This window comes from Brucella anthropi ATCC 49188 (assembly GCF_000017405.1).
Taxonomy (GTDB): Bacteria; Pseudomonadota; Alphaproteobacteria; order Rhizobiales; family Rhizobiaceae; genus Brucella; species Brucella anthropi.
Genome location: NC_009668.1, coordinates 1421405 through 1447166, shown reverse-complemented (window position 1 = coordinate 1447166; position 25762 = coordinate 1421405). Strand labels below are relative to the sequence as shown.

Genomic DNA, 25762 nt, shown 5'->3' with positions numbered 1-25762 from the left:
TGATCTTTAGATGCGCGCATGTTGGGAAGCCAATCCAGGTTGAAGCTGCGTTCATGCAGTGTGCTCACGACGAAGATGTGAAAACAAAGGGACAGGACGGTGCTGGTTTGATTACGCCAAGCTGACCAGGCTCCCGGAAGGCCGGCTTTTACACTCGCTGAGGGGCGGGGCTGAGACGGAAAACAACAGGAGAGATAGATTCATGATCCGCCTTGCCAGACGCATCACCGAAAGTTCCAGCAAATCTTTTGGCATGTATGCCCGGGCAGCGGCACTCGGAGCGGATGCCGGTGACCTCATCCACATGGAGCTTGGCAGCCCCCATGCCGATACGCCACTGCATATCAAGCAGGCGACGGTCAATGCATTGATGGCAGGCGATGTCCATTATTCGCATTTTCAGGGAATCCCAAAATTGCGCGAAGCCCTGGCCGCCCGTCTGCGTGAGAAGAATGACATGGATGTTTCAGCCTCCGATATCGTTGTCACTAACGGGCTGACCCATGCGTCCTTTGCCGCTTTCATGGCGCTGCTTGACCCGGGCGACGAGGCAATCCTCTTGGAACCTTATTATCCTCAGCATATCGGCAAGATAGAACTCGCCGGAGCCAAACCTGTTCTGGCGCCGCTGGATGCCAGCGACCGTTTCTCGATCAAGGCGGAACTGATCGAACCGAAGATCACGGCCCGCACAAAAATGATTGTTCTGATCAATCCGTGTAACCCGACGGGACGGGTCTACAGTCGCGAGGAGCTGGAAGTTCTGGCGGATATTGCTCGCCGTCACGATCTGGTGGTGGTTTCTGACGAGGTTTACGAAGAGATACTGTTCGATGGCGCGCGCCATGTTTCGATCGCTTCGTTGCCCGGCATGAAGGAGCGAACGATTTCAATGTTCGCTTTTACCAAGAGTTTTGCCATGGATGGTTGGCGACTTGGGTATCTCACAGCACCGCAGCATATGATCGAAGGTATCTTGAAGATCACGACCAACGACGTCACTCACGTGAACACATTCATTCAGGCGGGGGCGCTGGCGGCGATCTCAGGGCCGGAGGAGATATTGGCCGAACTGGTGACGGAAGACAAAGTAAAGCGCGACATTGTCGTGTCGCGGTTAAATCAAATGTCTGGTGTCACGTGCGACTGGCCGGAAGGCACGATCTACGCGTTTCCCAAAATCGCTGCATTGGGTCTTAAGTCGCAGGACATGGCCGAACGCATCATGACAGAGGCGGGCGTTGTGCTGGAAGCGGGGAGTTTTTACGGAGCGGGCGGTGAAGGGCATTTGCGTGTCTGTTTCGGTTCGCAATCGCTTGCACGTGTCAATGAAGCCATGGATCGCCTTCAGCGGTTCTTTGGTTCCCTTTGAATGACTGGAGCATCTTCGCTGCGGTCTGGTTGCTCAGACCAATGCGATTTTAGTTGAAACTTAAAATTCCATATGATCAAATAATCAAATAGGTCGACGCAGGTAGGAGCAGGGACTTCTGCCGAAAAGAAACGACCCATAGAGGGAATAACAACATGATGATCTGTCGCCGTAATTTTCTGGCTATGGCAGGCCTTGCAAGCGCTCTGGCTGCGAGCTCCTTTGCCATGACATCTGCATCTCTGGCTGCCGACGCACTTAATATCGGTGCCTATCCCAGCAACCCTCCTTTCGAGTTGAAAAATGCCGATGGGACGTTCGAAGGCTTCGAAATCGATATCGCGACCGAGGCAGCCAAACGGGCCGGACTGGAGCCGGAAATCGCTGATTACGGGTTTCAGGCCCTGTTTGCCGCAACGACTTCCCGGCGTATCGACGTGGCGGTTTCGTCCATAACAATCACGCCGGAACGCCTGAAATCACAGTCCTTCACCCAGCCTTACTACGATTCAGATATCGGGGTTGCGACCAAGACCGATAGCGCTGTCACCGGACTGGCCGATTTGAAGGGCAAGACCGTTGGTGCCCTTTCCGGCTCTACCGGCGAAAAATGGGTCAAGGAAAACAAAGAGGCCAAAGGCTTCGCCGATATCAAAGGCTATAACTCGCAACAGGATCTGTTTCTTGATCTCGGTGCAGGCCGCATAGATGCCGTCATTTCCGACATACCCGGCATGGAACATCTCTTTCTGAAGATGAAGGGGTTTGCCGTGAAAGACCGAATTCAGACCGGGGAGCAATATGGTCTGATGATGGCGAAGGACCATCCGTTGCTTGGCAAGCTCAACGATGCGATTACCGCCATGAAGCAGGATGGGACCACTGCGGCTATTCACAAAAAGTGGTTCGGTACGGACCCTGCCGCCAATTCCTCGACAGTCACCGTCGTGCCGATCCCGCAGCCGTAATCTTTTGACGTTGGTGACAGATGGGCCGCATTTGCAGGATCGGCCCATCTTCGACCGTTACTTCTCAGACTGACCGGTCGTGCGCTCCCAGGATTTGCCTGCGAAGGACGCCAATATGACATTCGTCGAAACCTTCTTGAACACCGATGTTCTCGTTTCGAGCCTGCCAGCGCTTGGACGTGGCCTGCTCAATACGTTTCTCATCGGTATCGCCAGCATTTTCTTTGGTGTTCTGTCGGGCTTGCTGATCAGTATTGTCCGTATCTACGGACCGAAGGTTCTTCGTTATCTCGCGATCGCCTATATCGATGTATTCCGCGCCATGCCGGTTTTGGTCGTGCTGATCCTGATCTATTATGCACTGCCATTCATCGGGATACGCTTTTCTGCCTGGACCTCTGCCATCATGTCTTTCTCCATGGTTATGGCGGCATATTCGGCGGAAGTGTTCCGGTCCGGCATCGAAAGTGTACCACGCGGCCAGTTCGAAGCTGCTTCTGCGCTTGGAATTCCATTCCCGGTTACTCTGTGGAAAGTGGTTTTGCCACAGGCGATCCGTATCATCATTCCGCCGACTACCAGCAATTGTGTTTCCATGTTCAAGGACACCGCATTGGCGTCTACTGTGGCTCTGCCCGAGCTTTTGAAGGAAGCGCAGGACGCGCAGGCGCTTTATGCCAATCCGACACCGTTGATCGGCGCAGCGCTTATCTATCTCATCCTCCTGCTGCCGCTTGTGCGCTTGGTCGCGCTTCTTGAGGCGCGGTTCAAAAAGGAAAGAGTCCGATAGTTCCAATTTCGGTTTCATCGACGGATATCGGCAACAGCAATGGCAGGCATAATATGAGCGGTTATTTTCTCTATCACTCGATCGGTACCTTTCCGGGTAAAGCGGAAAAGGTGAAAGCGGCACTTAGTCGTTATTCGGATATCTGGTCGGCAGAAAATGACTCTCAATGGCCGGCAATGCTGGCGGAGCGCGGGCATTTCATCCGAAGCTGGGAGAACCTGATTGGCGCCCCCGCAGGCTCCATGACTACCGTAGAGAATGTGACACTGGCCCTTTACAGTCTGATCGGTGCACTGCCTGAGGAATTATTGCGCGGCCGCCGAATTCTGGCCGCCGCCGATTGCTTCCCGAGTCTGCATTTTTTGCTGGCCGGGTTGCAGGCGCGGTTCGGATTTACGCTCGAAACCGTACCCATGAGACAGGGCGAGAGTTTTGTACGCGACGAGGATTTCATCGATGCTTGGGGCAGCGATGTTGCGATTGCGTTGGTGACATGGGTGTCGTCCACGACATCGAAGCGCGCCGACCTGGACCTGATGTCCCAACACGGCAGGCAGCACGGCACGATCATCGTTGCAGATGTCACCCAGGGCGTAGGCATCCGCCCCTTTTCCGTCGGAGAGATAGATGTCGTGGTGGGATCGTCTCTCAAATGGCTTTGTGGAAGTTCGGGAGCAGGGGCAATCTATGTGCGTCCGGGACTATTGACGACTTGCAAGCCGGAATTGCGTGGCTGGTTTAGTCAACCTAATCCGTTTTCCTGGGATCTTGATACTTTTGCCTATGCCGACGATGCGCGGCGCTTCGACCATGGCACGCCTGCCGTGCTGGCGGCTATAGCCTCGCAACCCGGCCTTGATTTTGTTTCCGCGACAGGTGTCGACGTGCTGGCCCGGCACAACGAACTGTTGACCGGCAAGATTGTGGAACGGGTCGCTGCCAACACTGCACTGTCGTTGGTCTCTCCAGAAAGGCCTGAAGAGCGCGGCGGCAGTGTGATGGTGCAAGCGGTTTCGGCTGAAAGGGCGGCCGCGATCGTAACCGCATTGAAGGTTGAAAATTTTTACTGTGATTGTCGCAGTCGTATTCTGCGGTTTTCACCTGGGTCGGTGACCTCCCTGATGGAAACGGAAGCCTTGTGTGATGCGCTGGATAGGCTGGCGCTCGATTAAACCTTTTGGTTCCATGCTGACTTCTGCTCGAACCTGTTGTTTTCACCGTATTTATGCGACACCCGGTGATCCTATCGGGTGGTAAAATGCTATAACTGAGGAACACGGAGACAAGGGATTTGAAGCAAATGATCGGTGAAACCCGTCTGTTGAAGGTATCCTCGCGCGTAACTGTGCAGGACGGTGTCTACCAACAGCTTCGCCAGGCTTTGATGTGGGGCTCATTCGAGCCGTCGCAGGCGGTGACGATCGCTTCACTTGCCGAGGAGTTCGGCACAAGCCATATGCCCGTACGTGAGGCGCTGCGACGGCTGGCGGCGGAGAACGGACTGGAAATCGCCCGCAATGGATCGGCACGTGTGCCTGATATTTCGCGGACACGGCTGGATGACATTTGTCGGGTCCGCGTTGCTCTCGAGGGGCTTGCCACCGAACTTGCGACGCCGCGGATGACGGCTGCCGATATTGACCGCTGTCTGACGCTCGCGCGGGAGCATGAAGCTCTCGGTCAAGAAGGCAAGATCTATGAGATGCTGCGCAAGAACCAGGAGTTTCATTTCACGATCTACGAACTATCGGGATCGGAAACATTACCCCAGATGATTGAAACGCTGTGGCTGCGACTTGGACCCTATATGCGCCTTCTTTCCAATCATGTCCGTCAGCAAGTGGACCAGGGTATTATCCATCCTTATTCAGCCTATCATTACGAAATGCTGGATGCCATTCGTGCCGGCGACGCAAAAAAAGCGGGCAGCCTGATGATCCAGGACATTGAAGCAACGCAACGGCTTTTGCAGAAACTTTGTTAGGCATCGAGATACGCTTGCCTTGATCGCAGACTGACGCGCTCTAAAGGGCTGATCGTTGCGATGGACGTTAAACCCTTTCAAGCGCGATGGCGATACCTTGCCCCACACCGATGCACATAGTGGCGAGCGCAAAGCGACCGCCGCCAAGTTTCAATTCCAGTGCTGCCGTGCCGGTGATACGGGCTCCGGACATGCCGAGCGGATGTCCGAGAGCGATGGCACCGCCATTCGGATTGACGCGGATGTCGTCGTCGGCAATTCCAAGAAGACGTAACGTGGCCAATCCCTGGCTGGCGAAGGCTTCATTCAGTTCGATTATATCGAACTGCTCCTGCTTCATTCCCAGCCGTGCCATCAATTTCTGGCTGGCTGGCGCTGGGCCGATACCCATGATGCGTGGAGGAACTCCTGCCGTAGCACCACCCAGAACTCGAGCAACAGGCGTGAGGCCGAACTTGCGGGCAGCGGCTTCCGAAGCAATGATGAGCGCTGCCGCTCCATCGTTGACGCCCGACGCATTCCCAGCTGTAACCGTGGCACCTTCCAGCCGGTTGATTGGTTTCAGTTTGGCCAGTGCGTCCAGCGTGGTTTCGCGCGGATGTTCGTCAGCACCGACGACCACGGGATCACCCTTGCGCTGAGGAATGGAAACGGGCGTTATTTCTTGCGCCAGTCGGCCGTTGCTTTGTGCTGCAGCAGCCTTCTTCTGGCTTCGCGAGGCGAATTCATCCTGATCGGCGCGTGTGACCGCGTAATCGACAGCCACGTGATCCCCGGTCTCCGGCATGGAGTCGATGCCGTATTGAGCTTTCATCACCGGATTGACGAAACGCCAGCCAATTGTCGTATCGTGAATTTCTGCGCGGCGGGAGAACGGGCTGTCTGCCTTAGGTAAAACAAAGGGCGCGCGGCTCATGCTTTCCACACCACCCGCAATCATAAGTTCTGCTTCGCCTGCACGAATGGCGCGCGCGGCGGCAAGCACGGCGTCCATCCCGGAACCGCAAAGCCTGTTGATCGTCGTACCGGTGGCGGTAACGGGATAACCAGCAAGCAGTGCCGCCATGCGCGCAACATTGCGGTTATCTTCCCCTGCCTGATTGGCGCAGCCGAAAATCACGTCCTCAATCGCCTCGCAATCCAGTGCCGGATTGCGCTCGACCAGTGCTTTGAGCGGAATAGCGGCAAGATCGTCCGTGCGGATGCTGGACAACGCCCCGCCAAAACGTCCGATGGGGGTGCGGATGTAGTCGCAGATGAAAGCTTCTGTCATCGGGTTTCTCCAGTCTGGCGTGTCGCGAACATGGGGCCGCCCTTGATCGAGGGAAAGCCGTAGCCATTGACCAGAACGAGATCAATGTCGTCGGAATGGCGCACAATGCCTTCTTCAAGCAGGGCTTGCCCTTCATGCGCCATGGCGGCGAGCAGGCGCTGCATGATCGCTTCATCGCTGAAACTGCGAGGAACAATGGCGTTGCGCGCGCGGTAATCGTCGATCAGCGCGTGGACGTCGGGGTCGTTTGTGCGGACACCGTCCGCATAGCGATACCAGCCGAGACCGGCTTTGCGGCCAAAACGCCCGGCTTCGCATAATTTATCGGCAACGTCGAAATAGGGAAGGTTCGGATCGCGGCTTGCCGCCGCTCTCTTGCGCCGCGCCCAGGCAATTTCCAGGCCGGCCATGTCGTAAACCGCGAAGAGTCCCATCGGAAAGCCATAGGCTTCCATGGCACGATCAATATCTTCGGGATAGGCGCCTTCAGCCAGCATTTTCTCTGCTTCCGTGCGATAGGCCGAAAACATCCGGTTGCCGATGAATCCTTCACAGACACCGGTGACGATGGACAGCTTCTTGATTTTGCGGGCAAAGGCGATACCCGTTGCAAGCGTCTCGTCGGAGGTTTCCGCGCACCGCACCACTTCCAGGAGCCGCATGATATTGGCTGGCGAGAAGAAATGCAGGCCCAGCACCCGGTCGGTGCGGTTCGTAACGGCGGCCAGTTCATCCGGATTGAGATAGCTGGTATTGGTTGCCAGTATGGTTGCCGGAGGCAGTAAAGCGTCGAGCTCGCGGAACAGCGATGCCTTGACGGTGAAATCATCGAAGACGGCTTCGATGACGAGATCGGCATCGGCAAGCGCAGCCATATCGGCACTGACGGAGAGCTTTGAGCGTTGCGCGTCTGCGGCTTCGGTGGAAAGCCTGCCGGTATCGACGGCTTTCTGGATCATATCAGTAATCCGCGCATGGCCTTTGGCAGCTGCTTCCGCGGTCGTTTCATAGCCGATAACCGTGTAGCCAGCGGCAAGGCTGGCGACGGCAATGCCTGATCCCATCAGGCCGGTCCCGGCAATGCCGATGGTCGAAAGCGCCAGAGGTTTTGCCTCCATGCCTTCGACTTTTCCAGCGGCGCGTTCGGCAAAGAAAAGATGCCGCAAGGCGGCTGCCTCTTCGCTGTCGCGCAGACGGATGAAGGTTGTGCGTTCTTCAGCCAGACCTTCGGCAATCGCGGTCGTTGTCGAGAGTTGAACGAGCCTTGCCGCTTCAATGGGCGCGGTCGCGCCGCGCGCTTTCTTCAGTATCTTGGCTTTGGCCTGTTCAAAGGTGGCGGCATCGGGTGCGGTAACGGGTAGATCGCCGGTCCGGCGCAAGGACGTGCCGACTAGCGCTTTGGCAAGCTCAACGGCGTCGGCCACAAGATCGCCGCTCGATATCCGGTCGATCAGGCCCAGTTGCTGCGCTTCGTCCGGGGCAATCTGGCGTCCCGTGGCGATCATGTCCAGTGCTGCGAGCGGCCCGATCAATCGGGGCAGGCGCTGCGTGCCGCCAGCGCCGGGCACGATCCCAAGCTTGACTTCCGGCAAGGCAAAGGAGGCGCTGGTCGATGCGATGCGGGCGTGAGCCGCAAGTGCTACTTCAAGCCCGCCGCCCAAAGCGGGGCCGTTGATTGCGGCCACCACGGGTTTGTCGGCGCTTTCGATGATCGTGATGACATCCGGCAATGTCGGTTCAACCGGCGGTTTGCCGAATTCGCGAATGTCCGCCCCACCGATGAAGATCTTGCCTGCGCCGCTCAGCACGGTCGCCCGGATCGCAGCTGTTGCGGAAGCATGGTGAATGGCTGCGGCAAGCCCTTTGCGCACCTCGGCAGAGGTGGCATTGACCGGCGGGTTGTCGATCGTGACGACAAGAATGCCATCGACAACCATGCCTGTCACAACGGGGGAGAATTCGCGTCTATCGGCCATGGTGGTCTCAGTCCGGTATTACGGCAAAAGCCTGTATTTCGATCTTGGCCCGATCTTCGACCAGCGCGACCACCTGCACCGCCGCCATGGCGGGGAAGTGCTTGCCGATCACATCGCGATAGGCGCGACCGATGCCTTTCAGATTGGCGTTATATTCCGCCTTGTCGGTGAAGTACCACGTCATGGAGGCGATATGCTCCGGCCTGCCGCCAGCTTCCGCCAGAATGGCGACAATGTTCTTCAATGTCTGCTCGGTCTGCTCGACAAAATCGTCGGTCTCGAACTGTTGCTGTTCGTTCCAGCCGATCTGGCCGCCGATATAGACGGTGCGCCCACGCGCTTCAACGCCATTGGCATATCCGATGGGGCGGGCCCAGCCTTGCGGCTGAAGTGTCTTATGCATGTTGTGTCTCCAGAAAATACGTGCGGGAAAGGCTTAGTTGGCCTTCAGCAGTTCGCGCGCGATAATGAGTTTCTGCACTTCCGTTGCGCCCTCATAGATGCGAAGTGCGCGTATCTCGCGATAAAGCCGCTCGGCGATTTCGCCGCTTTTCACGCCGCGACCGCCAAACATCTGCACGGCCTTGTCGATGGTTTGCTGGGCGTTTTCCGTCGCAACCATCTTGGCCATCGCGGCTTCCTTGGTGGTGTTCAGCTTCTGAACGTCGCGCCGCCATGCGGCGCGATAGGTCAGAAGTGCTGCGGCGTCGATATCGGTCGCCATGTCGCCGAGCGTGGCTTGTGTCAGCTGCAAGTCGGCCAAAGCGCCGCTGAACATCGGGCGCGACTGCGCATGGGACAGCGCCTCGCTGGCTGCACGGCGCGCAAAGCCAAGTGCCGCCGCCGCAACCGATGCGCGGAAAATATCGAGCGTGCGCATGGCGATCTTGAAACCTTCGCCCGGCGCACCGAGGCGACGCGAGGCCTGGATGCGGCAATTGTCGAAGCGGATCGTGGCGAGCGGATGCGGCGCGATCACATCAATGCGTTCTGCGATGGAAAAGCCGGGATCGGTAGCGAAAACCACAAAGGCGGAAATGCCCCGTGTTCCCGGTGCCTCGCCCGTGCGGGCAAAGACGGTGTAGACATCGGCGATGCCGCCATTGGAAATCCAGGTCTTTTCACCGTCGAGCACATAATCATCGCCGTCGGCTCTGGCGGCGCAGCTCATCGCCGCCACGTCGGACCCCGCCAGTTTTTCCGACAGGGCAAAGGCCGAAATCCATTCGCCGCTTGCCACTTTCGGCAGCACGGTCTGCTTGAGTTCGTCCGATGCCGTGAGGCTGATCGCACCGGTGCCAAGGCCCTGCATGGCAAAAGCGAAATCAGCGAGACCGTCATGATAGGCCAGTGTCTCGCGGGCAATGCAAAGCTTGCGGGAATCTATACCTTCGCCGCCCGTCAGGCTGACTGCTGCTTCCAGCAGCCCGGCTTGGCCGAGTGCCTTCACCAGCGCGCGGCAGGCATTGTCCGTGTCGCTGTGGTCGACACCGGCCAGCGCCGGGCTTGCCGCGAAGGCATCCAGTTTTGCGGCCCAGTCGGCATGGGCGCTTCCAAAAAACGGCCAGTCGAGATGCTCCCGCGTCAGCGGTTTTGCTGCGGAACTATCCATCGTCAGTTCCCCTCGAAAACGGGCTTCTGCTTGGCTGCGAAAGCCTCGAAGGCACGGCGGAAATCCTGCGTTGCCATGCAGATCGCCTGTGCTTGCGCTTCCGATTCCACCAGCTCTTCAATGCCCATCGCCCATTCCTGATTGAGCATGGTTTTGGTCATGCCATGCGCGAACCATGGACCGTCGGCAATACTACGCGCCAGCGCTTCGGCCTTACCCGAAAGATCGCCTTGCGGATGTAGCGCGTTGAAGAAGCCCCAGCGCTCGCCTTCGTCAGCACTCATGAAACGTCCGGTATAAAGAAGTTCCGACGCGCGGCCCTGACCGATCAGTCGCGGGAGAATGCCGCATGCGCCCATATCGGCGCCAGCAAGGCCGACGCGGGTGAAGAGGAAGGCCGTCTTGGCTTCCGGCGTGGCGATGCGCAAATCCGATGCCATGGCGAGAATAGCGCCAGCACCGGCGCAAATGCCGTCAACGGCGGCAATGATCTGCTGCGGACATTTGCGCATGGCCTTGACGACATCGCCGGTCATGCGCGTGAAAGCCAGAAGATCTGGCATCGTCATATGGGTCAGCGGTTCGATGATCTCGAAAACATCGCCGCCCGACGAGAAGTTTCCTCCAGCGCCGGTCAGGACGATGGTGCGCACGTCGGAGGCATAGACGAGATTGCGAAACAGGTCGCGCAGCTCGGCATAGCTTTCAAACGTCAGCGGATTTTTCCGGTCCGGGCGGTTCAGGGTCAGCGTGGCAACGCGACCGTCTTCGCTCGTCTGCCATAGAAAATGCGTCGCCTGATAATCCTTGAAAGGCTTCAGATTGCTCGCCATCGAAATTGTGCCGTCGTTCATCCTGCCATTACCTCCCCACCGGCGATTGCAATCGCCTGTCCAGTTATCGATTGCGCGCTGGGCGATGTGAGCCACAGCACGGTTTCAGCCACTTCTTCCGGCTGTATCAGGCGTCCCTGCGGGTTCGCCTTGACAAATTCCGCCAGCACATCTTCCTCCGACCGCCCGGTCTTGGCGACAATGGCCGCAATCGAGCGGGAAATGATCGGCGTATCGGTGAAGCCGGGGCAAACGGCGTTGACGGTCACGCCCTTGCGGGCGAGTTCCAACGCCAGCGCGCGGGTCAACCCGACGACCCCGTGCTTTGCGGCGCAATAGGCCGAGACATAGGAATAACCGCTCAGGCCCGCCGTGGAGGCGATATTGATGATGCGCCCGCCTTTGCCGCCCGCCTTGATGTCGTCAAGGGTGGCCTGCGTTACATTGAACACGCCGGTCAGATCGACATCGAGAACGCGGCTCCACATATCGAGACTGGTTTTCTCGAAAGGTGCGCTCGGCGCTTCCCCTGCATTATTAATAAGAATGCTGACCGGTCCGAAAGCGGCGCGCGCGCTGTCCAGCCCGGTTGCAATGGCTTCGCGGTTGGTCACATCGAAACCATCGGCAATGAAGCATCGCTGCCAGTCCAGAAGGGCGGCGGTTGCTTCCAGCGGTTCGCGGCGGCGACCCGCCAGGGTCACATTCGCCCCGGCGCGCGCAAGGCCAACGGCGATCGCGGCGCCGATGCCGCTACCGGCGCCGGTGACCAGCGCATGCTTGCCGGAAAGGGCAAGGCCAACAGCGGCATCGTTCATCGCAATCTCCCGTTACTTCGCGCCTTGCGGCGCTGTGGCGGCGCGGGCGAGATTGGCTTCATACTGATATTTGGCGGAGCGATATTGCTTCGGCCATGCGATGGAGTTGATGCCGATTTTTGCCGCCTCATGCAGCGCCCATGACGGATCGGCAAGATGTGGGCGTGCCACGGCGCACAGATCGGCGCGCCCGGCAGCAATGATCGAGTTGGCATGATCGGCTTCCGAAATCGCACCGACGGCAATGGTCGGAATGTGGATTTCGTTGCGGATCTTGTCGGAGAACGGGGTCTGGAACAGACGGCCATAAACCGGCTTTTCTTCCTTCCAGACCTGACCCGACGAACAGTCGATCAGATCGGCACCTGCGGCCTTGAACATGTCCGCGAAGATGGCTGCATCTTCCGGCGTGTTGCCGCCTTCGAACCAGTCGTGGCAGGAAAGACGAACCGAGATCGGCTTGTCCTGCGGCCAGACTTCGCGGATTGCGTGGAAGACTTCCAGCGGATAGCGCGCACGGTTTTCGTAAGCGCCGCCATATTCATCCTCGCGCCGGTTGGTGAGCGGCGAGAGGAAGCTCGACAGAAGATAGCCATGCGCACAGTGCAGTTCGAGCCAATCGACGCCAGCTTCTGCGGCGCGCTTGGTGGCGGCGACAAAGTCCGCTTTCACCCGATCCATGTCGGCGCGGTCCATCGCCTTTGGCGTCTGGCTGTGCTTGAGATAGGGAAGGGCGGAAGCGGACAGAAGCGGCCATGAACCCTCTTCCAGCGGCTGGTCGATCCCTTCCCATGCAAGCTTGGTAGCACCTTTGCGCCCGGCATGGCCGATCTGCATGGCAACTTTGGCATTGCTGTTGTTGTGCACGAAATCCACAACGCGCTTCCAGCCTTCGGCCTGTGCATCGTTCCAGATGCCGAGACAGCCGGGCGTAATCCGCGCATCAGGAGACACGCAGGTCATTTCGGCAAAGACCAGTCCCGCGCCGCCCATGGCGCGGCTGCCCAGATGCACCATATGGAAATCGTCGATCAGGCCATCGGTCGCGGAATACATCGCCATCGGCGACACGACGATGCGGTTTGGCAGCGTCACGCCACGCAGCGTATAGGGCGTGAACATCGGCGGCAGGCAACGCTCGTCTTCCGTCACGTTCAACCCCTGTTTGCGGGCAAACCAGCGCTCATAGCCTTCCAGCCAGTTCTTGTCGCGCAGGCGCAGATTTTCGTGGCTGATGCGCTGCGAGCGCGTCAGCATGGAATACATGAACTGTTCCGGCTCCAGCGTGTCGGCATAACGCTGGCCTACGACCTCGAACCATTCCATGGCATTGCGCGCAGCGTTTTGAATGCGTGCGACATCGACGCGGCGGATTTCCTCATAGGCATGCAGGACTTCAGGAATGCCTTCCTTGCCGTGACCGAGTTTCTGGAACTGGTTGGCCAGTTCAATCGCGTCGTCGATGGCAAGTTTGGTGCCCGATCCGATGGCGAAATGCGCGGTATGGGCTGCGTCACCCATCAGCACCACATGGGAATTGCCGTTGAAGTGGCTCCATTTTCCGCAAATCAGACGGTTGAAGTTCAGCCAGGCCGAGCCGCGCATATGGCGCGCATTGGTCATCAGCGGCACGCCTTCCAGCGTTTCCGCAAACAGCTTTTCGCAGAAATCGATGGATGCTGTCTGGTCCATCTGGTCCAGGCCATGCGCCAGATAGGCTTCCTCGGTGGTTTCGATGATGAAGGTCGAGGTTTTGTCGTCGAACTTGTAGATATGCGCCTGGAACCAGCCATGATCGGTCTTGCGGAAGTCGAAGGTAAAGGCGTCGAACAGCTTTTCCGTGCCGAGCCAGATATAGCGATTGGGCCGCACGATCAGGTCGGGCTCGAACACATCCTCATAGCGATTGCGAATGCGGGAGTTCAGGCCGTCCGAAGCGATGATGAGATCGGCGTCCGGGAAATCGAGATCGCTTTCCACGTCGGTTTCAAACTGAAGCTTCACGCCCAGCGCTTCGCAGCGCAGCTGAAGAATGTTGAGCAGGCGCTTGCGCCCGATGCCGACAAAGCCGTGACCGCTGGTGCGCTGGCGCGTGCCCTTGAACAGCACCTCGATATCATCCCAGTGATTGAAGGCGTCCTGAATTTCGGCCGCACTTTCCGGGTCCCAGACCTTCATGGATTCCATGGTCGCGTCGGAAAACACCACACCCCAGCCGAACGTGTCGTAAGGGCGGTTCCGCTCCACGACCGTAATGTCATGTTCCGGATGAAGTTTTTTCATCAGAAGGCCGAAATAAAGGCCGGCCGGACCTCCTCCAATACACACGATACGCATGTTGAGTTCCCTTTCCGATATGCTGCCAAACGGCGCCGGTTAATTATTTTAAGTTTAAAATATAATTGGCGACTTCGACGCGTCAAGTGAAAAAATCGCCATCTTTTTCATATCGCCTGCGACACAGGGGAAATGGCTGTGAACTAAAATATGCAAATGCAATAATTATAATCACACCAAAAACCGCTATTGACACAGTTTAGAATTGGAAAATATGCTGATGCAAATGAATTGATATTCCGGCAAACGGAAAAGGGGAACTATCATGGCGGAGCGGTCATTCGCCCGCGAGGTCGAGGATCTGAAACTCGGCTCAGGCGAAATTTTCAGTGGTGAAGGCATTCTCGCCATCACCAAGGCGCTGTTGCAGTCGGGCGTGTCCTATGTCGGCGGCTATCAGGGTTCGCCGATTTCGCATCTGATGGATGTTCTCGCGGATGCGAAGGACGTGATGGAAGACCTGGGCGTCCATTTCGAATCGTCCGCGTCGGAAGCCGCAGCCGCAGCCATGCTTTCCGCCTCCGTGATGTATCCGGTGCGCGGCGCGGTAACGTGGAAATCGACGGCTGGCACCAATGTCGCCTCCGATGCCCTGTCCAACCTTGCCTCTGGCGGTGTGACTGGCGGCGCGCTTGTCATCATCGGCGAAGATTATGGCGAAGGCTCCTCCATCATGCAGGAGCGCAGCCATGCCTATGCGATGAAATCGCAAATGTGGCTTTTGACGCCACGGCCCAACCTGCCTTCGATTGTGGAAGCCGTTGAAAAAGGCTTTGAACTGTCGGAAGCCTCCAACACGCCGGTCATGTTGCAGGTCGGCATTCGCAGCTGCCACGTGCATGGTCAGTTTGTGGCGAAGGATAACAAGCGGCCTGCCCACACGCTGGCCGAAGCACTGGAAAATCCAAGGCGCGACGTCAACCGCATCGTCCTGCCGCCTGCATCTTTCCTGCATGAGAAGGAAAAGCTCGAAAAGCGCTGGCCCGCAGCCGTCGAGTTCGTCAAAGCCAATCGTCTCAACGAATATTTCGGCCCGAAAGAGGGCGATGTCGGCATCATCCTGCAAGGCGGGCTTTACAACAGCGCCATGCGCGCCTTGCAGCAAATGGGGCTGGCCGATGTTTACGGCGAAAGCCGGGTTCCGCTCTATGTGATGAATGTCGCCTATCCGATGATAGACGACGAGGTCATCGACTTCGTTGCCGGCAAAAAAGCCGTGGTGATGCTGGAGGAAGGTGCGCCCGAATATATCGAGCAGGCGCTGCATACGCTGCTGCGCCGCCGCGATATCCAGACAAAACTGTCCGGCAAGGACGTGCTGCCGCTCGGCGGCGAATACACAACGCCTGTGCTTTTGAAGGGCTTGACGGCGTTCTTCGATGCGCATGCGCCGCAATTGCTCGGCAACCGTCCGCCGCTGCCCGATCCGTCGCCGGTTCTGGCCGATGAGCGCGTCAAGGCGCTGGCCGAAGTGGTGCCGCCGCGCCCCGCAGGTTTCTGCACCGGTTGCCCGGAACGCCCGATCTTCGCCGCCATGAAGCTGGTGGAAAAGGAGCTCGGCGAGCATCACGTGTCAGCGGATATCGGCTGCCACCTCTTTTCCATTCTGCCGCCGTTCAATCTCGGCGGCACGACCATGGGTTACGGCCTTGGTCCGGCCTCGGCCTCCGCTTTCAACGTGCCTGCGGGCAAACGCTCCATTTCCGTGATGGGTGACGGCGGTTTCTGGCACAACGGTCTTGCCACTTCGGTCGGCAATGCCGTCTTCAACAAGCAGGACGGCGTCATCCTCGTGGTCGACAATTACTATTCGTCGGCGACGGGCGGTCAGGACGTGATGTCCTCCAGAGCGATCAATCCGCGCCGCAAGACCAACAATTCCATCGTCGATGCGGTCAAGGGAATTGGTGCGGGCTGGGTCCGCCAGATCGACCACACCTATGACGTTGCAAAGATGCGCGACACGCTGAAGGAAGCGCTGACGACGGAAGAGAAAGGCCCAAAGATCATCGTGGCGTCGTCGGAATGCATGCTCAACAAGCAGCGCCGCGTGAAGCCGCAATTCGCCAAGGCCGTCAAGGACGGCAAGCGGATGGTCAAGCAGCGTTTCGGTGTCGATGAGGATGTGTGTACCGGTGATCACGCCTGCATCCGTCTGTCGGGTTGTCCGTCGCTTTCGGTGAAGCACACCGACGATCCGCTGAAGGACGATCCGGTTGCGGCCATCGACAATTCCTGCGTCGGTTGCGGCAATTGCGGTGAGGTTTCGGAAGCTGCAGTTCTGTGCCCGTCCTTCTATCGCGCCGATGTCATCCACAACCCGACGGGTTGGGACAAGTTCGTGCATCGCCTGCGCTCCGGCGTCATCGGCTGGCTGCAAAAGCGCCGCCGCGCGTCTCGCATTGTCTTTGCGGATTGAGGAACAGGCCATGTCTACATTGAATGCATCGCCGTCCGCCCTTCTTTCGCAGGACAAACCGCTATCGATTGCCATCCTCGCCATGGGCGGGCAGGGCGGTGGCGTTCTGGCCGACTGGGTTGTGGCACTGGCGGAAAACAATGGCTGGGTTGCGCAGACCACCTCCGTGCCCGGCGTGGCGCAGAGAACCGGCGCGACGATCTATTATCTCGAACTGTTGCGGGCCCGCGAAGGGGCGCATCCGATCCTGTCGCTGATGCCCACGCCCGGCGACGTCGATATCGTCATCGCGGCTGAATTGATGGAAGCGGGGCGCTCGGTGCTGCGCGGCCTCGTGACGCCCGACAAGACATTGCTCATCACTTCCACCCATCGCTCCTTCGCGGTGGGCGAAAAGGAAAAGCCGGGTGACGGCATCGGCAATCCGGTGGTCGTCGAGGACGCGACAGCTTTTGCTGCGCGCAAGACCATCGCTTTCGACATGGAAGCGCTGGCGACAAAAAGCGGCAGCGTGGTGTCTTCGGCTTTGTTCGGCGCGCTTGCGGCTTCCGGCGCTTTGCCTTTCGACAAGGCCGCCTTTGAAACGACTATCAAGTCTGGCGGCAAGGGCATCGAGGCAAGTCTGAGAGCTTTTGAGGCTGCCTATCAGCGCACGCTTGGCGGCGCGAATGACAAGCTTGCGGCAACGCCCGCAAAGCGGCTCGACCCTCTGCCCGAACGGTCCGATCATCCGGCACTTGACGGGCTTATCAAGCGCATTCGCAGCGAATTCCCGGGTGAATGTCATCCGATGCTTTTTGCGGGCATCAAGAAACTGACCGAGTTTCAGGACCCGGCCTATGCGGATGAATATCTGACCCGTTGCGCTGCCTTGCTCAAGGCCGATCGCGATAATGGCGGCACGGCTCACGGCTTTGCCTTCACCGAGCAGGCGGCAAAATATGTGGCTATCGCCATGGCCTATGACGATGTGGTCCGGGTGGCCGAAATCAAGGTGCGCGGCTCGCGGTTTGAGCGGGTGCGCAAGGAAATCGGCCTCAAGAAAGACCAGATTGCCTATACGACCGAATATATGCATCCGCGCATGGAAGAAGTGTGCGGCACTTTGCCGAAAGGCATCGGCGCCTGGATCGAAAATCGACCAAAACTCTTTGCCTGGCTCGACAAGCGCATCAGCAAGGGTCGCCGGGTGAATACGGGAACATTGTTCTGGTTCACCGGGCTTTATGTCGTGTCTGGCCTGCGACGTTTTCGACGCGGCAGCCTGCGCCATCAGCGCGAGGTTGAACATCGCGAAGCCTGGCTGGCGCAGGCGCTGGCCACCTTACCAAAGAATTACGATCTCGCAGTTGAAGTTCTAGCCTGCCGCCGTCTGGTCAAGGGCTACTCCGACACGCATTCGCGTGGCCTGTCGAAATTCGACCGCGTTCTGTCCGCCTTGCCTGTTCTGACCGAGCGGGACGACGGCGCGGCCTGGTTGCGGCGCCTGCGGCAGGCAGCCTTGCTGGACGAACAGGGTATCGCGCTTGATGGCGCGCTGAAAACAATCGCGACGCTCTGAGAGAAGCGCGCCGCTATTTCAAAGAAAAAAGGGGAAGGACTATGTCTCAAGCGCAGAGCATAGATGCGCCGGCTGTTGCCGGAAAGGAAATATCGGCAGGCAAAAGCCTGCTCGTCGTCGGCCTGTGCTGGCTTGCGATTTTTGCTGAAGGCTATGATGTCGGCGTCATCGGAGCCATTCTGCCCGCCTTGTCGGTCGATCCGGTCTGGCAACTGACGCCGATAGAGCTTGGCGCTATCGGCAGCTATACGGTGATCGGCATGCTGATCGGCGGCATTCTTGCGGGCACGCTGAGCGAGTTTCATGGGCGCAAACCGCTATTCGTCGCCTGTATCACCCTGTTTTCGCTGTGCATGATCGTCAGCGCCATGGCGCCGACACCCTTCATCTTCGGATTGAGCCGGTTCATTTCCGGCATCGGGCTTGGCGGGATTATTCCGGTCGCCGCCGCGCTGACGGTGGAATATTCCCCGATCAAGAAGAAGAGCTTCAACTACGGTCTCATGTATTCGGGTTATTCAATGGGATTGCTTGCCGCCGCCTTGTGCGGTCGTGGCTTTCTGGAAGTCCATGGCTGGCGCACCATCGTTCTGATCGGCGCAATCCCGCTGCTGTTTGTTCCGATCTTCCTCGCATTCCTGCCGGAAAGCGTGGAATCGCTGGTCCAGCGCGGTAAGCATGATGCAGCGCGCAAGACGGCAGCGCGCATGGGCGTCGGCGTTCCGGCGGCAATTGTCCGCAAGCATGGCAAGGTCGGCTGGCGCACTGTTTTCAGTGAAATCTTCTCCCCGAAAAAGGCGTTCGAAACAGCCTGCTTCTGGATCGCGCTCTTCATGGGGCTGCTCTTGGTCTATGGTCTCGCGCAATGGCTGCCGCAGATCATGCGCAAGAATGGCTATGATCTTGGCAACAGCCTGCTGTTTCTCGCCGTCTTCAGCCTCAGCTCGGCGATTGGCGGTATTGTATTGGGCACATGGGCGGATCGCTTTGGCGTGCGCCGCACGGTTGCCTGCTCCTATGCGCTGGGCGCGCTTGGCATTGTGGCGCTCGCCTTCAAGGGCTCGCTGCTGATGAACTATGTGTTTGTCGCGATTGCCGGTTTTGGCACCGTGTCCGCGTCGCTGGTTCTGACAGGCTTTCTGGCCCAGCGGCTCGATTCCTCGATCCGTTCTGCCGGAACCGGCTGGGCGCTGAGCTTCTCACGCATTGGAGCGTTGTCAGGTCCGCTGCTGGGCGGATTGATCGCAAGCCTTAATGTCGGTCCGCAATGGAACTTCTATATCTTCGCCATTGTCGCTGCACTGGCCGCTGTGGCAACCGCGCTGATCCCGTCACGCTCGACGGACTAAGCCACAAAAAGCCGATCCGCTCCCAAGAGCGGATCGGCCTATTATCGAACATAATATCAAAGTTCGTTTTTACGGATGTTCCGCAGCATTTTCTGCAAGGTGCCGACAAAGGCGCGATGCTCGTCTTCATCGATGCCTTCAAACAATTGCAACAGCAGATCATACATGACCGGCCATGCTTCGTTAAAAATGTTGCGGCCTTCTTCGGTCATCGAAATATCGCGAATGCGCATGTCTTCTGCACGCGCCTGACGGCGGATGTAACCCTGCTCTTCAAGGGAATCGAGCGTGCGGCTCATCGTTGATTGTTCGGTCACGGTAAAGACCGCAAGCTCATTGATCGTCGCCGAAGGCGTGACACTCAGGACAGCCAGCGTTCGCAATTTGACTGTCGTGATCTGGCGGCCTTTCAGCGCCTCCGCAAGGTTCGCATTGTAGCGTGCCATCAGGCGGTTCATCAGGTAGGGCGCAAAACTGTTCAGGCCGATTTCGCCCAGCGAACGCGCGGGGTTCTCCTCCTGATGTTCGGAAGCCAGAACCGTACCTGAGAAGCGTTCCTCCATGAATTCCCTCACTTTAGATCATGGTTACAATAGTCATGCGCCCGATGCGGTGAGGCATCAGGCGCAACAAGGCGCTCTCATCGGTGTTAATATCGGTTGTGGAAAGATGCCAGAGAAAAAGGCGGATGCGATCTTGCAATCGCATCCGCTGCTGTTTCTGGATCAGGGGCGGGAGGCCTCACCCGAGATGCCGTTGCCGCTGGTGGCAATGGCAACCTTATCGTCGTTGAGGCTGAAACTCTCGCGGGTGACTACAAGAACGATAACCAGAATGATCGCTTCCATGATCGCGAAGGTCAGGAAGGCGCTGACAAAGGACCCGCCCGAAACCTTGATGACCACGCCCATGACCCAGGGCGAAATGAACGTCGCAAGGATGGCGAAGATTTCGGCATAACCAACCGCTGCTGTTGCCAGCTCTTCTGGGTATTTTTCACTGAGAAAGGCGAAGATCGCACCGCCGCCGAAAAGTGCCATGCCGCTCAGGAGCGCCATCAGGATGAGCCAGCCGAAGCCAAGCGGTATGGCCATGCCGACGGTGAACATTGCCGCGACGAGGACGGCAAGCACGGTTCCGAACTTGATCATCCCTGTTTTGTTCAGGCGGTCGGCGGCGTAACCGCCGATGACGAGAAACACGACCTGCGACAGTCCCATCAAGGTGCCGATTAGGGCGGCGTCTTCCACCGGCATCTGATGCACGGCAATATATCCGGGAATGACCCAGGTGGCGGTTCCGGCAATGGCCATCGTGCAGGCCGAAATGCCGAGGCTGCCGACGATAATCCATTTCGAGCGGAAGATGCTGGCCAGAGACGCCGTGGAGGTTTGCTGCTTTTCCGGTTCCCAGCGGAAATCCTTATAGCCGATATGAGCCGGATTGTTGCGGGTGAAGAGCAGCACGGCAGCCGCCGTCGCCAGCGTTCCGATGGCAAGAATGGCAAAGAAGGTGCGCCAGCCGTAGGTGATGGAAAGCGGAATGCCAATCGCAAAGTCCAGCGTGATTGCAAGACTATAGGCCGCGAGGATCAAGCCGATCATGCTGCCGCGCCGCTTCTGCGGGAACCAGCCAATGATGAGTTTCATGTTGCCGAGGAAGATTGCGGCATCGAAGAAACCGATGAACAGGCGCAACGCAATCAGCTGGGCGTAGGTTTGCACATAGACTTGCGCCACCATGCCGATGGCGGTGCAGAACAGACCGATCAGCAGCAACGACCGCGCATTCATGCGACGGCTCAATTGCGACCAGACAATCATGCCGAGACCATAGGTCAGTGCGAAAATCCCCTGTGCCAGACCGGCCTGCGCGGAATCAAGCTGGAGCGTTTCTGAAATGAACGGTATCACTGCCGCAAAGGCGTACCAGTCAGCGGCGAGAAACATTTCGCATAAAAGCGCCAGCGCCAGCATTCCCCATTGCCAGCGCTTTATTCTGGATTGATCGAAGTCCGATAGGCTTTCCCATTGCATGGTCTGGTTCCCCTTATTTTTACCTGCAAAGTTATGATGCTTCCTCGCGGGAGCGTGCGGTGCCCAATGTTTGAAGTCGGATATCAGACCGTAGACAGGAAATCGCGCACAAGTGTCGCCGCAGCTGGCGCCTCTTCAAACAGCAAATGTCCGGTCGCGCCGAGTTTCTCCAGCCGTGCTTCATCGGTCCCGCGCTGCCATTCTTCGGCATATTGCACGGGGATGACCCTGTCTTCCTCGCCCCAGAGGATCAGGGTCGGCATGTGAAGCCGGTGCAGCCAATGGCCAAGCGTTTTATTGCCGCGTCCGTCCGTTGCGTGGACCCGCGCCAGCGCACCCATTTCGCGTCCGAGCGCCGCATCGAACCGGCTGTCGGGCTCGGTCGGGAAATAGCGGAGCGCAACTGCCGGATCATGCGTGAGATGGGCTGGGATATCGGCAGGCGCGACCTGAAACAGATCGGGGAGAGGGATTGTTGGAAGATCAAGACCGGCAGGTGCGGCGAGAAACAGCGCGGCAAGCCTTTCCGGCTGTCTTATCGCGAATTCTGCTGCAATCCAGCCGCCAAGTGAGAAGCCGCCAAGGCTGAATTGATCCAGTGCGAGTGCATCGAAGAAATCCATGTAATGGAGCACATAGTCGCCGATCTGCACGATATCGGCGTCGTCGTCGCTTTCACCGAAATTCGGATGAAACGGGATGATGAGCCGGTTTCGCGAAGCAATGTCGGCCAGGCTGTCAAAGCCGGGAAATGTCCCGGTTCCATGCAGAAAGACCACATCCTTACCTTCACCCTTCACAAGATAGGTGACGGTTTTGCCTCGGATTACGACCGTGCGTTTTTCAAAACTGCTCGAGTAATTCAACATCTTTCCACCTTATGCCGCTGGCTTGGTGTGACTGGACCAATTGCTTTTTCATCTGATCGACAGCGCTGTCGATCCGCGCTTCCAAGGCCGGGGGCAGAAGCCCATCCGGTTCCAGGTCCGCCGAACAGGCATAGATGCCCGTTGCGACGGTTCCCGCTTCGAAAAAGCCGAAGAGCGGACGCAGATGATGTTCAACGACCAGCGCATGACGATGCCCGCCGCCCACTGCGCACAGCACGGTCGGGCGACCGCGCAGCGCGAGCGGATGGACGAGATCGAACACGTGTTTGAAAAGACCGGGATAGCTTCCCTGATAAACAGGGCAACCGACGATCAACGCATCGCAATGCTCGATCTCTGAAATGAGGCTTTCGGATTGCCGGTCCAGTGCCTTGCGATTGACCGTGAACAGGTTCGACCCGGCATGCGACAGGTCCAGATGCGTGACCGACACATCGTCTTCCGCTTCCAGCCTTGCGGCAATCGCCTGGGTTAGCCGGTGAACTTTCGTCGGGCGATCACACCCGACGAAGCTGACAATATTTCGCGCCATGGCCGGTCTCAGTTTTCGCTGATGCCGAAAACGGTCCATCGCGCATCGGCGCCTGAAAGGCCAAGTAGCCCCTTGCCGCATTCCTCGACGATCTGGTCGGCGAGCAAAATATGCTGGGTGCCGGAATGGATATCGCGATAAAAGCGCTGCATGGCCGTGTTGTGCAGCGAGGCTCCACGAGCCGCACGATGCGCGAATGTCGCCACATCTGAAACGATGTCGTGCATATAGCGCAGCGAGAGCTTCACCATCGTCATCTGGTCGAGGGACGGGACGCCGCCGGATGCGGTGGTCTGCGAGACGTCTTCCCATGTTTCCATGGCCAGCGCCCGTGCGGCCCGGTAACGGGCTTCGGCATTGGCAAACTGGAACCGCAGGCTGGCGCTGTCTGCGCTCTTGCCGAACGGATCCTGTCGCTGACGGATCACCTTGGCGAGTTCGTCGAGTATCCGGCGACCGACGCCGATGGCCCAGCTTGTATGGGTGAGGGCGCTGTAGCCTGCCAGCCCGAGATGGCCCTGTGTCTGACCGCGCTTCGGTGCGGACTGCGTGAAACTATAGGTCATTGAATCCGGCACGAAGAGGTCTTCATCGGTTGCCAGCGTGTAGTCGAAGCTGCCCGTGGCGCGCAGGCCCAGCACATCCCAGTTGCCAAGCAGCTGGATCGTCGAGCGCGGGTGATGTGCGACGATGATCTGCGGTGCGCCGGTTTCGTCTTTAAGAAGTGCCTTTCCGCTCGGGTCCTTGGGATCGAGAAGGAAGCAGCCGGAATGAATCCATTCCGCGTGGAAGATGGAGCTTCCATAAGCCCAGTTGCCGCGGATCATGTAGCCGCCATCGACCTTGCGGGCAAAGCCGCGCGGCACGCCATTGCCTGCAATGGTGACATCGACGCCGTCCTTGAAGACATTCGCAATCCCCTCGTCGTCGAGGTAGATCGCCATGGTGGTGCCTTCCATATTGTTGACCATCGTGCACCAGCCCGATGATGCGTGGGCATAGGAAAGCGCGGACATTAATCTCATGGCATCGATTGGGCGCAATTCCGCGCCGCCGACTTCCTTGGGAAACAGCATTGTGTAGAAGCCCCCCTTGCGCATGGCGTCCACGACGTCGTCATGCATCCGTCCGAGTGTCTCTGCCTCTTCCGCCTTTTCTTCAATCAAGGGTAGAATCGCTTGAAGGCGATCATTGAAGCCCTGAAGGACTGCGGAATAGTTGTCGGTCGTGTGAGTCCGGTGCACGCTGGTATCCAAGTTAGTTCCCCTTGATTTAGTGGTTATAAGCAGGAATGATACGGATAAGAGTGGGAACGGACATTCCCCCCAGATGGGGGGCTTGGGAACTCGGGAGAGAGAATGCCCAGGCAAATATTATCGACAGACGAGCGGATATCTGCAGCGCTTTCCGTTGCGGAGAGCCGTAATTATGACGATTTTACAATAGCTTGTGATTATTTTGCCGCGAATGTCCTGCGGGTTCGATCGCTTGGAATTTATTTGCTGGAGAATAATCGGCCGCGCCTTTTTCACAGCATCAACACACCCACCGGCTTTCTTCTTGAATATCAGAATGGGCTTGCGGATTCGGATCCGATGATTGCGGCAGTGGTGCAGAATGCTGGCGCGATTGCGGGCTCGCGATTGCCCCAGAATGCGGCGGGAAATGTGCCGCTGATGCGAACGCTGCTCTATCGATGGAACTACAACGATAACTTGTGCTGTCCGGTTTACGTCGGCGACAACATACAGGCGCTGATCTATGCCGCCGGTTTCGAGATGCACGCAACACAGCTCGAAGAACAGGTTTCGCTGCTGTGCCGTTCGTCGGCGCTTGCCTTGCGCAACATTCAGGAAGCGCGTCCGGCGAAGACGCCCAACGCCAATCTGACCAGCTTGTCGCCGCGCCTATCGACGGTCGCCCGGTTGCTTGCAGCTGGCAATACCAACAAGCAGATTGCGCGACATCTGGAGCTTTCGCCCCATACGGTGAAGGATTATGTCGACGACCTGATCAAGCGTTTCGGTGTTCGTAACAGAACCGAAGTGGCCGTTCTGATCAACCGCATGAGCGGTGGGAGGAAAGCCGAGCCGGTCGGATTTGTCCTGTCGGGACAGGAACGGCGCGGCCTTCCCATAGAGCATTTCTGAAAACGCTTTCCGCGTTACTAAGGGCAGAGGAATTTAACGGCGCGGTTTTTGGGATCGCACAGCGTATCGATCACATTGCAATGATGGGTGCCGTCGATTTCCCAAGCGCTGGTTTCTATCCCCAACCCGTACCAGATGTTTGCCAGCAGCGCATTTTGTCGTCTGAACTCCATCAGCTCATCGCCGCCGACGCAGCAATGAACGGCAATATCTATACGCGGGCGCTGGAGTGCCGCGCTCTCCGCGACAGCTTCAGCCTCGTCCATAGAGAAAATATTGTTCATCGCGGTTTTGAGAAGCGGGCGTAAATCGTGCAGCCCGCTGATAGAAAGAACACGCTTTATCCGTTCCGCCGTTGCGGCGGCAATGGGCGCATTTTCGCACGCCATGCGGCTGACCAGATGCCCCCCGGCGGAATGGCCGGTCAAGGCGATATCACCGTCCACTTCCTGCGCCAGATGGTCGAGGAAGCGCCCTATTTCCCGTGTGATACCGGAAATGCGCGCTTCGGGGCACAGCGTATAGCTTGGCATGGCCACGCGATAGCCGCGCGCAAGCGCGCCTTGCGCCAGATGCGACCAGAAGCTTTTGTCCAGTCCCTTCCAATAGCCGCCATGGACATAAACAAGTGTGCCCTTGGCCGTACCTTCCGGCAGGAAGAGGTCATAATGGTTCCGCGCGCCGTCGGCATAGGCGATGTCAGGGATCAAGCGACCCTGATCGCGCATCTTCTCGCGAAAGCCGGATGCCAGTTCCGTCCAGCGCGGCGGATAGGTGGCGGAATCGCTGATGGCCTTCATATTGTCGTAAGCGGTATCGTAGTCGTGCAGCACAGAAGTCTCCTGCGTATTTCATGCTTGAA

The 25762-nt window shown here is 58.0% G+C and carries 22 protein-coding genes; 9 read left to right on the top strand and 13 right to left on the bottom strand.

The window, feature by feature from the left end; all coding sequences use genetic code 11:
- The first annotated feature begins 202 nt into the window (after positions 1-202).
- From OANT_RS20755 to OANT_RS20735, 5 genes are all read left to right on the top strand, one after another.
- Complete coding sequence (locus tag OANT_RS20755) at positions 203-1372, top strand: pyridoxal phosphate-dependent aminotransferase (RefSeq protein WP_012093361.1); 1170 nt, start codon at positions 203-205, stop codon at positions 1370-1372.
- A 155-nt stretch (positions 1373-1527) separates the two neighbouring features.
- On the top strand, positions 1528-2340 hold the full coding sequence (locus OANT_RS20750) for an ABC transporter substrate-binding protein (protein ID WP_012093360.1): 813 nt from the start codon (positions 1528-1530) through the stop codon (positions 2338-2340).
- 115 nt (positions 2341-2455) lie between these two features.
- Positions 2456-3130 (top strand): amino acid ABC transporter permease, encoded by a 675-nt coding sequence (locus OANT_RS20745; RefSeq protein ID WP_012093358.1) that lies wholly within the window; start codon positions 2456-2458, stop codon positions 3128-3130.
- A 53-nt stretch (positions 3131-3183) separates the two neighbouring features.
- Entirely contained in the window at positions 3184-4302 is a 1119-nt protein-coding gene (locus OANT_RS20740) for an aminotransferase class V-fold PLP-dependent enzyme (protein WP_012093357.1), read from the top strand.
- 128 nt (positions 4303-4430) lie between these two features.
- The gene (locus OANT_RS20735) at positions 4431-5114 is read left to right on the top strand and encodes a GntR family transcriptional regulator (RefSeq protein ID WP_010659202.1); all 684 of its coding nucleotides are present in this window, start codon (positions 4431-4433) and stop codon (positions 5112-5114) included.
- A 67-nt stretch (positions 5115-5181) separates the two neighbouring features.
- On the opposite strand, the gene pcaF is transcribed toward OANT_RS20735, so the two are convergent.
- The 7 genes from pcaF to OANT_RS20700 are packed head-to-tail and all read right to left on the bottom strand — an operon-like array spanning position 5182 to position 13963.
- Positions 5182-6387 (bottom strand): 3-oxoadipyl-CoA thiolase, encoded by a 1206-nt coding sequence (gene pcaF, locus OANT_RS20730; protein ID WP_012093356.1) that lies wholly within the window; start codon positions 6385-6387, stop codon positions 5182-5184.
- Positions 6384-8363, bottom strand: coding sequence for a 3-hydroxyacyl-CoA dehydrogenase NAD-binding domain-containing protein (locus OANT_RS20725; RefSeq protein WP_012093355.1), 1980 nt, complete (start codon positions 8361-8363; stop codon positions 6384-6386). The genes pcaF and OANT_RS20725 overlap by 4 nt, the downstream gene beginning before the upstream one ends.
- Positions 8364-8370: 7 nt before the next feature.
- Entirely contained in the window at positions 8371-8766 is a 396-nt protein-coding gene (locus OANT_RS20720) for a RidA family protein (RefSeq protein WP_012093354.1), read from the bottom strand.
- A gap of 33 nt (positions 8767-8799) precedes the next feature.
- On the bottom strand, positions 8800-9975 hold the full coding sequence (locus OANT_RS20715; protein ID WP_012093353.1) for an acyl-CoA dehydrogenase family protein: 1176 nt from the start codon (positions 9973-9975) through the stop codon (positions 8800-8802).
- A 2-nt stretch (positions 9976-9977) separates the two neighbouring features.
- Complete coding sequence (locus OANT_RS20710; RefSeq protein WP_012093352.1) at positions 9978-10829, bottom strand: enoyl-CoA hydratase family protein; 852 nt, start codon at positions 10827-10829, stop codon at positions 9978-9980.
- Positions 10826-11626: an SDR family NAD(P)-dependent oxidoreductase gene (locus OANT_RS20705; protein ID WP_012093351.1), complete on the bottom strand. Its 801-nt coding sequence runs from the start codon at positions 11624-11626 to the stop codon at positions 10826-10828. Before OANT_RS20705 ends, OANT_RS20710 begins: the two co-directional genes overlap by 4 nt.
- A gap of 12 nt (positions 11627-11638) precedes the next feature.
- On the bottom strand, positions 11639-13963 hold the full coding sequence (locus OANT_RS20700; RefSeq protein WP_012093350.1) for a bifunctional salicylyl-CoA 5-hydroxylase/oxidoreductase: 2325 nt from the start codon (positions 13961-13963) through the stop codon (positions 11639-11641).
- Between the two features lie 265 nt (positions 13964-14228).
- Between OANT_RS20700 and OANT_RS20695 the strand changes: the two genes are divergently transcribed.
- The 3 genes from OANT_RS20695 to OANT_RS20685 are packed head-to-tail and all read left to right on the top strand — an operon-like array spanning position 14229 to position 19292.
- The gene (locus OANT_RS20695) at positions 14229-16382 is read left to right on the top strand and encodes a ferredoxin family protein (protein WP_012093348.1); all 2154 of its coding nucleotides are present in this window, start codon (positions 14229-14231) and stop codon (positions 16380-16382) included.
- Between the two features lie 10 nt (positions 16383-16392).
- Positions 16393-17943, top strand: coding sequence for an indolepyruvate oxidoreductase subunit beta family protein (locus tag OANT_RS20690; RefSeq protein WP_012093346.1), 1551 nt, complete (start codon positions 16393-16395; stop codon positions 17941-17943).
- A 41-nt stretch (positions 17944-17984) separates the two neighbouring features.
- Positions 17985-19292, top strand: coding sequence for an MFS transporter (locus OANT_RS20685; protein ID WP_012093345.1), 1308 nt, complete (start codon positions 17985-17987; stop codon positions 19290-19292).
- 56 nt (positions 19293-19348) lie between these two features.
- On the opposite strand, the gene OANT_RS20680 is transcribed toward OANT_RS20685, so the two are convergent.
- The 5 genes from OANT_RS20680 to OANT_RS20660 form a co-directional block, all read right to left on the bottom strand.
- Positions 19349-19855 carry a MarR family winged helix-turn-helix transcriptional regulator gene (locus tag OANT_RS20680; RefSeq protein WP_010659191.1) on the bottom strand — a complete coding sequence of 169 codons (507 nt, stop codon included), beginning with the start codon at positions 19853-19855 and terminating at the stop codon, positions 19349-19351.
- A 162-nt stretch (positions 19856-20017) separates the two neighbouring features.
- The gene (locus OANT_RS20675; RefSeq protein ID WP_012093344.1) at positions 20018-21328 is read right to left on the bottom strand and encodes an MFS transporter; all 1311 of its coding nucleotides are present in this window, start codon (positions 21326-21328) and stop codon (positions 20018-20020) included.
- Between the two features lie 83 nt (positions 21329-21411).
- Positions 21412-22197: an alpha/beta fold hydrolase gene (locus tag OANT_RS20670; RefSeq protein WP_012093343.1), complete on the bottom strand. Its 786-nt coding sequence runs from the start codon at positions 22195-22197 to the stop codon at positions 21412-21414.
- Positions 22172-22750, bottom strand: a complete 579-nt coding sequence (locus OANT_RS20665) for an NAD(P)H-dependent oxidoreductase (RefSeq protein WP_012093342.1) — start codon at positions 22748-22750, stop codon at positions 22172-22174. The genes OANT_RS20670 and OANT_RS20665 overlap by 26 nt, the downstream gene beginning before the upstream one ends.
- An 8-nt stretch (positions 22751-22758) precedes the next feature.
- Positions 22759-23994 carry an acyl-CoA dehydrogenase family protein gene (locus OANT_RS20660; RefSeq protein ID WP_012093341.1) on the bottom strand — a complete coding sequence of 412 codons (1236 nt, stop codon included), beginning with the start codon at positions 23992-23994 and terminating at the stop codon, positions 22759-22761.
- Positions 23995-24345: 351 nt separating this feature from the next.
- Here OANT_RS20660 and OANT_RS20655 point away from each other — a divergent pair, with 351 nt between their 5' ends.
- Entirely contained in the window at positions 24346-24900 is a 555-nt protein-coding gene (locus tag OANT_RS20655; protein ID WP_231771544.1) for a response regulator transcription factor, read from the top strand.
- 17 nt (positions 24901-24917) lie between these two features.
- On the opposite strand, the gene OANT_RS20650 is transcribed toward OANT_RS20655, so the two are convergent.
- Positions 24918-25733, bottom strand: coding sequence for a hormone-sensitive lipase (locus OANT_RS20650; protein ID WP_012093339.1), 816 nt, complete (start codon positions 25731-25733; stop codon positions 24918-24920).
- Positions 25734-25762 lie beyond the last annotated feature (29 nt).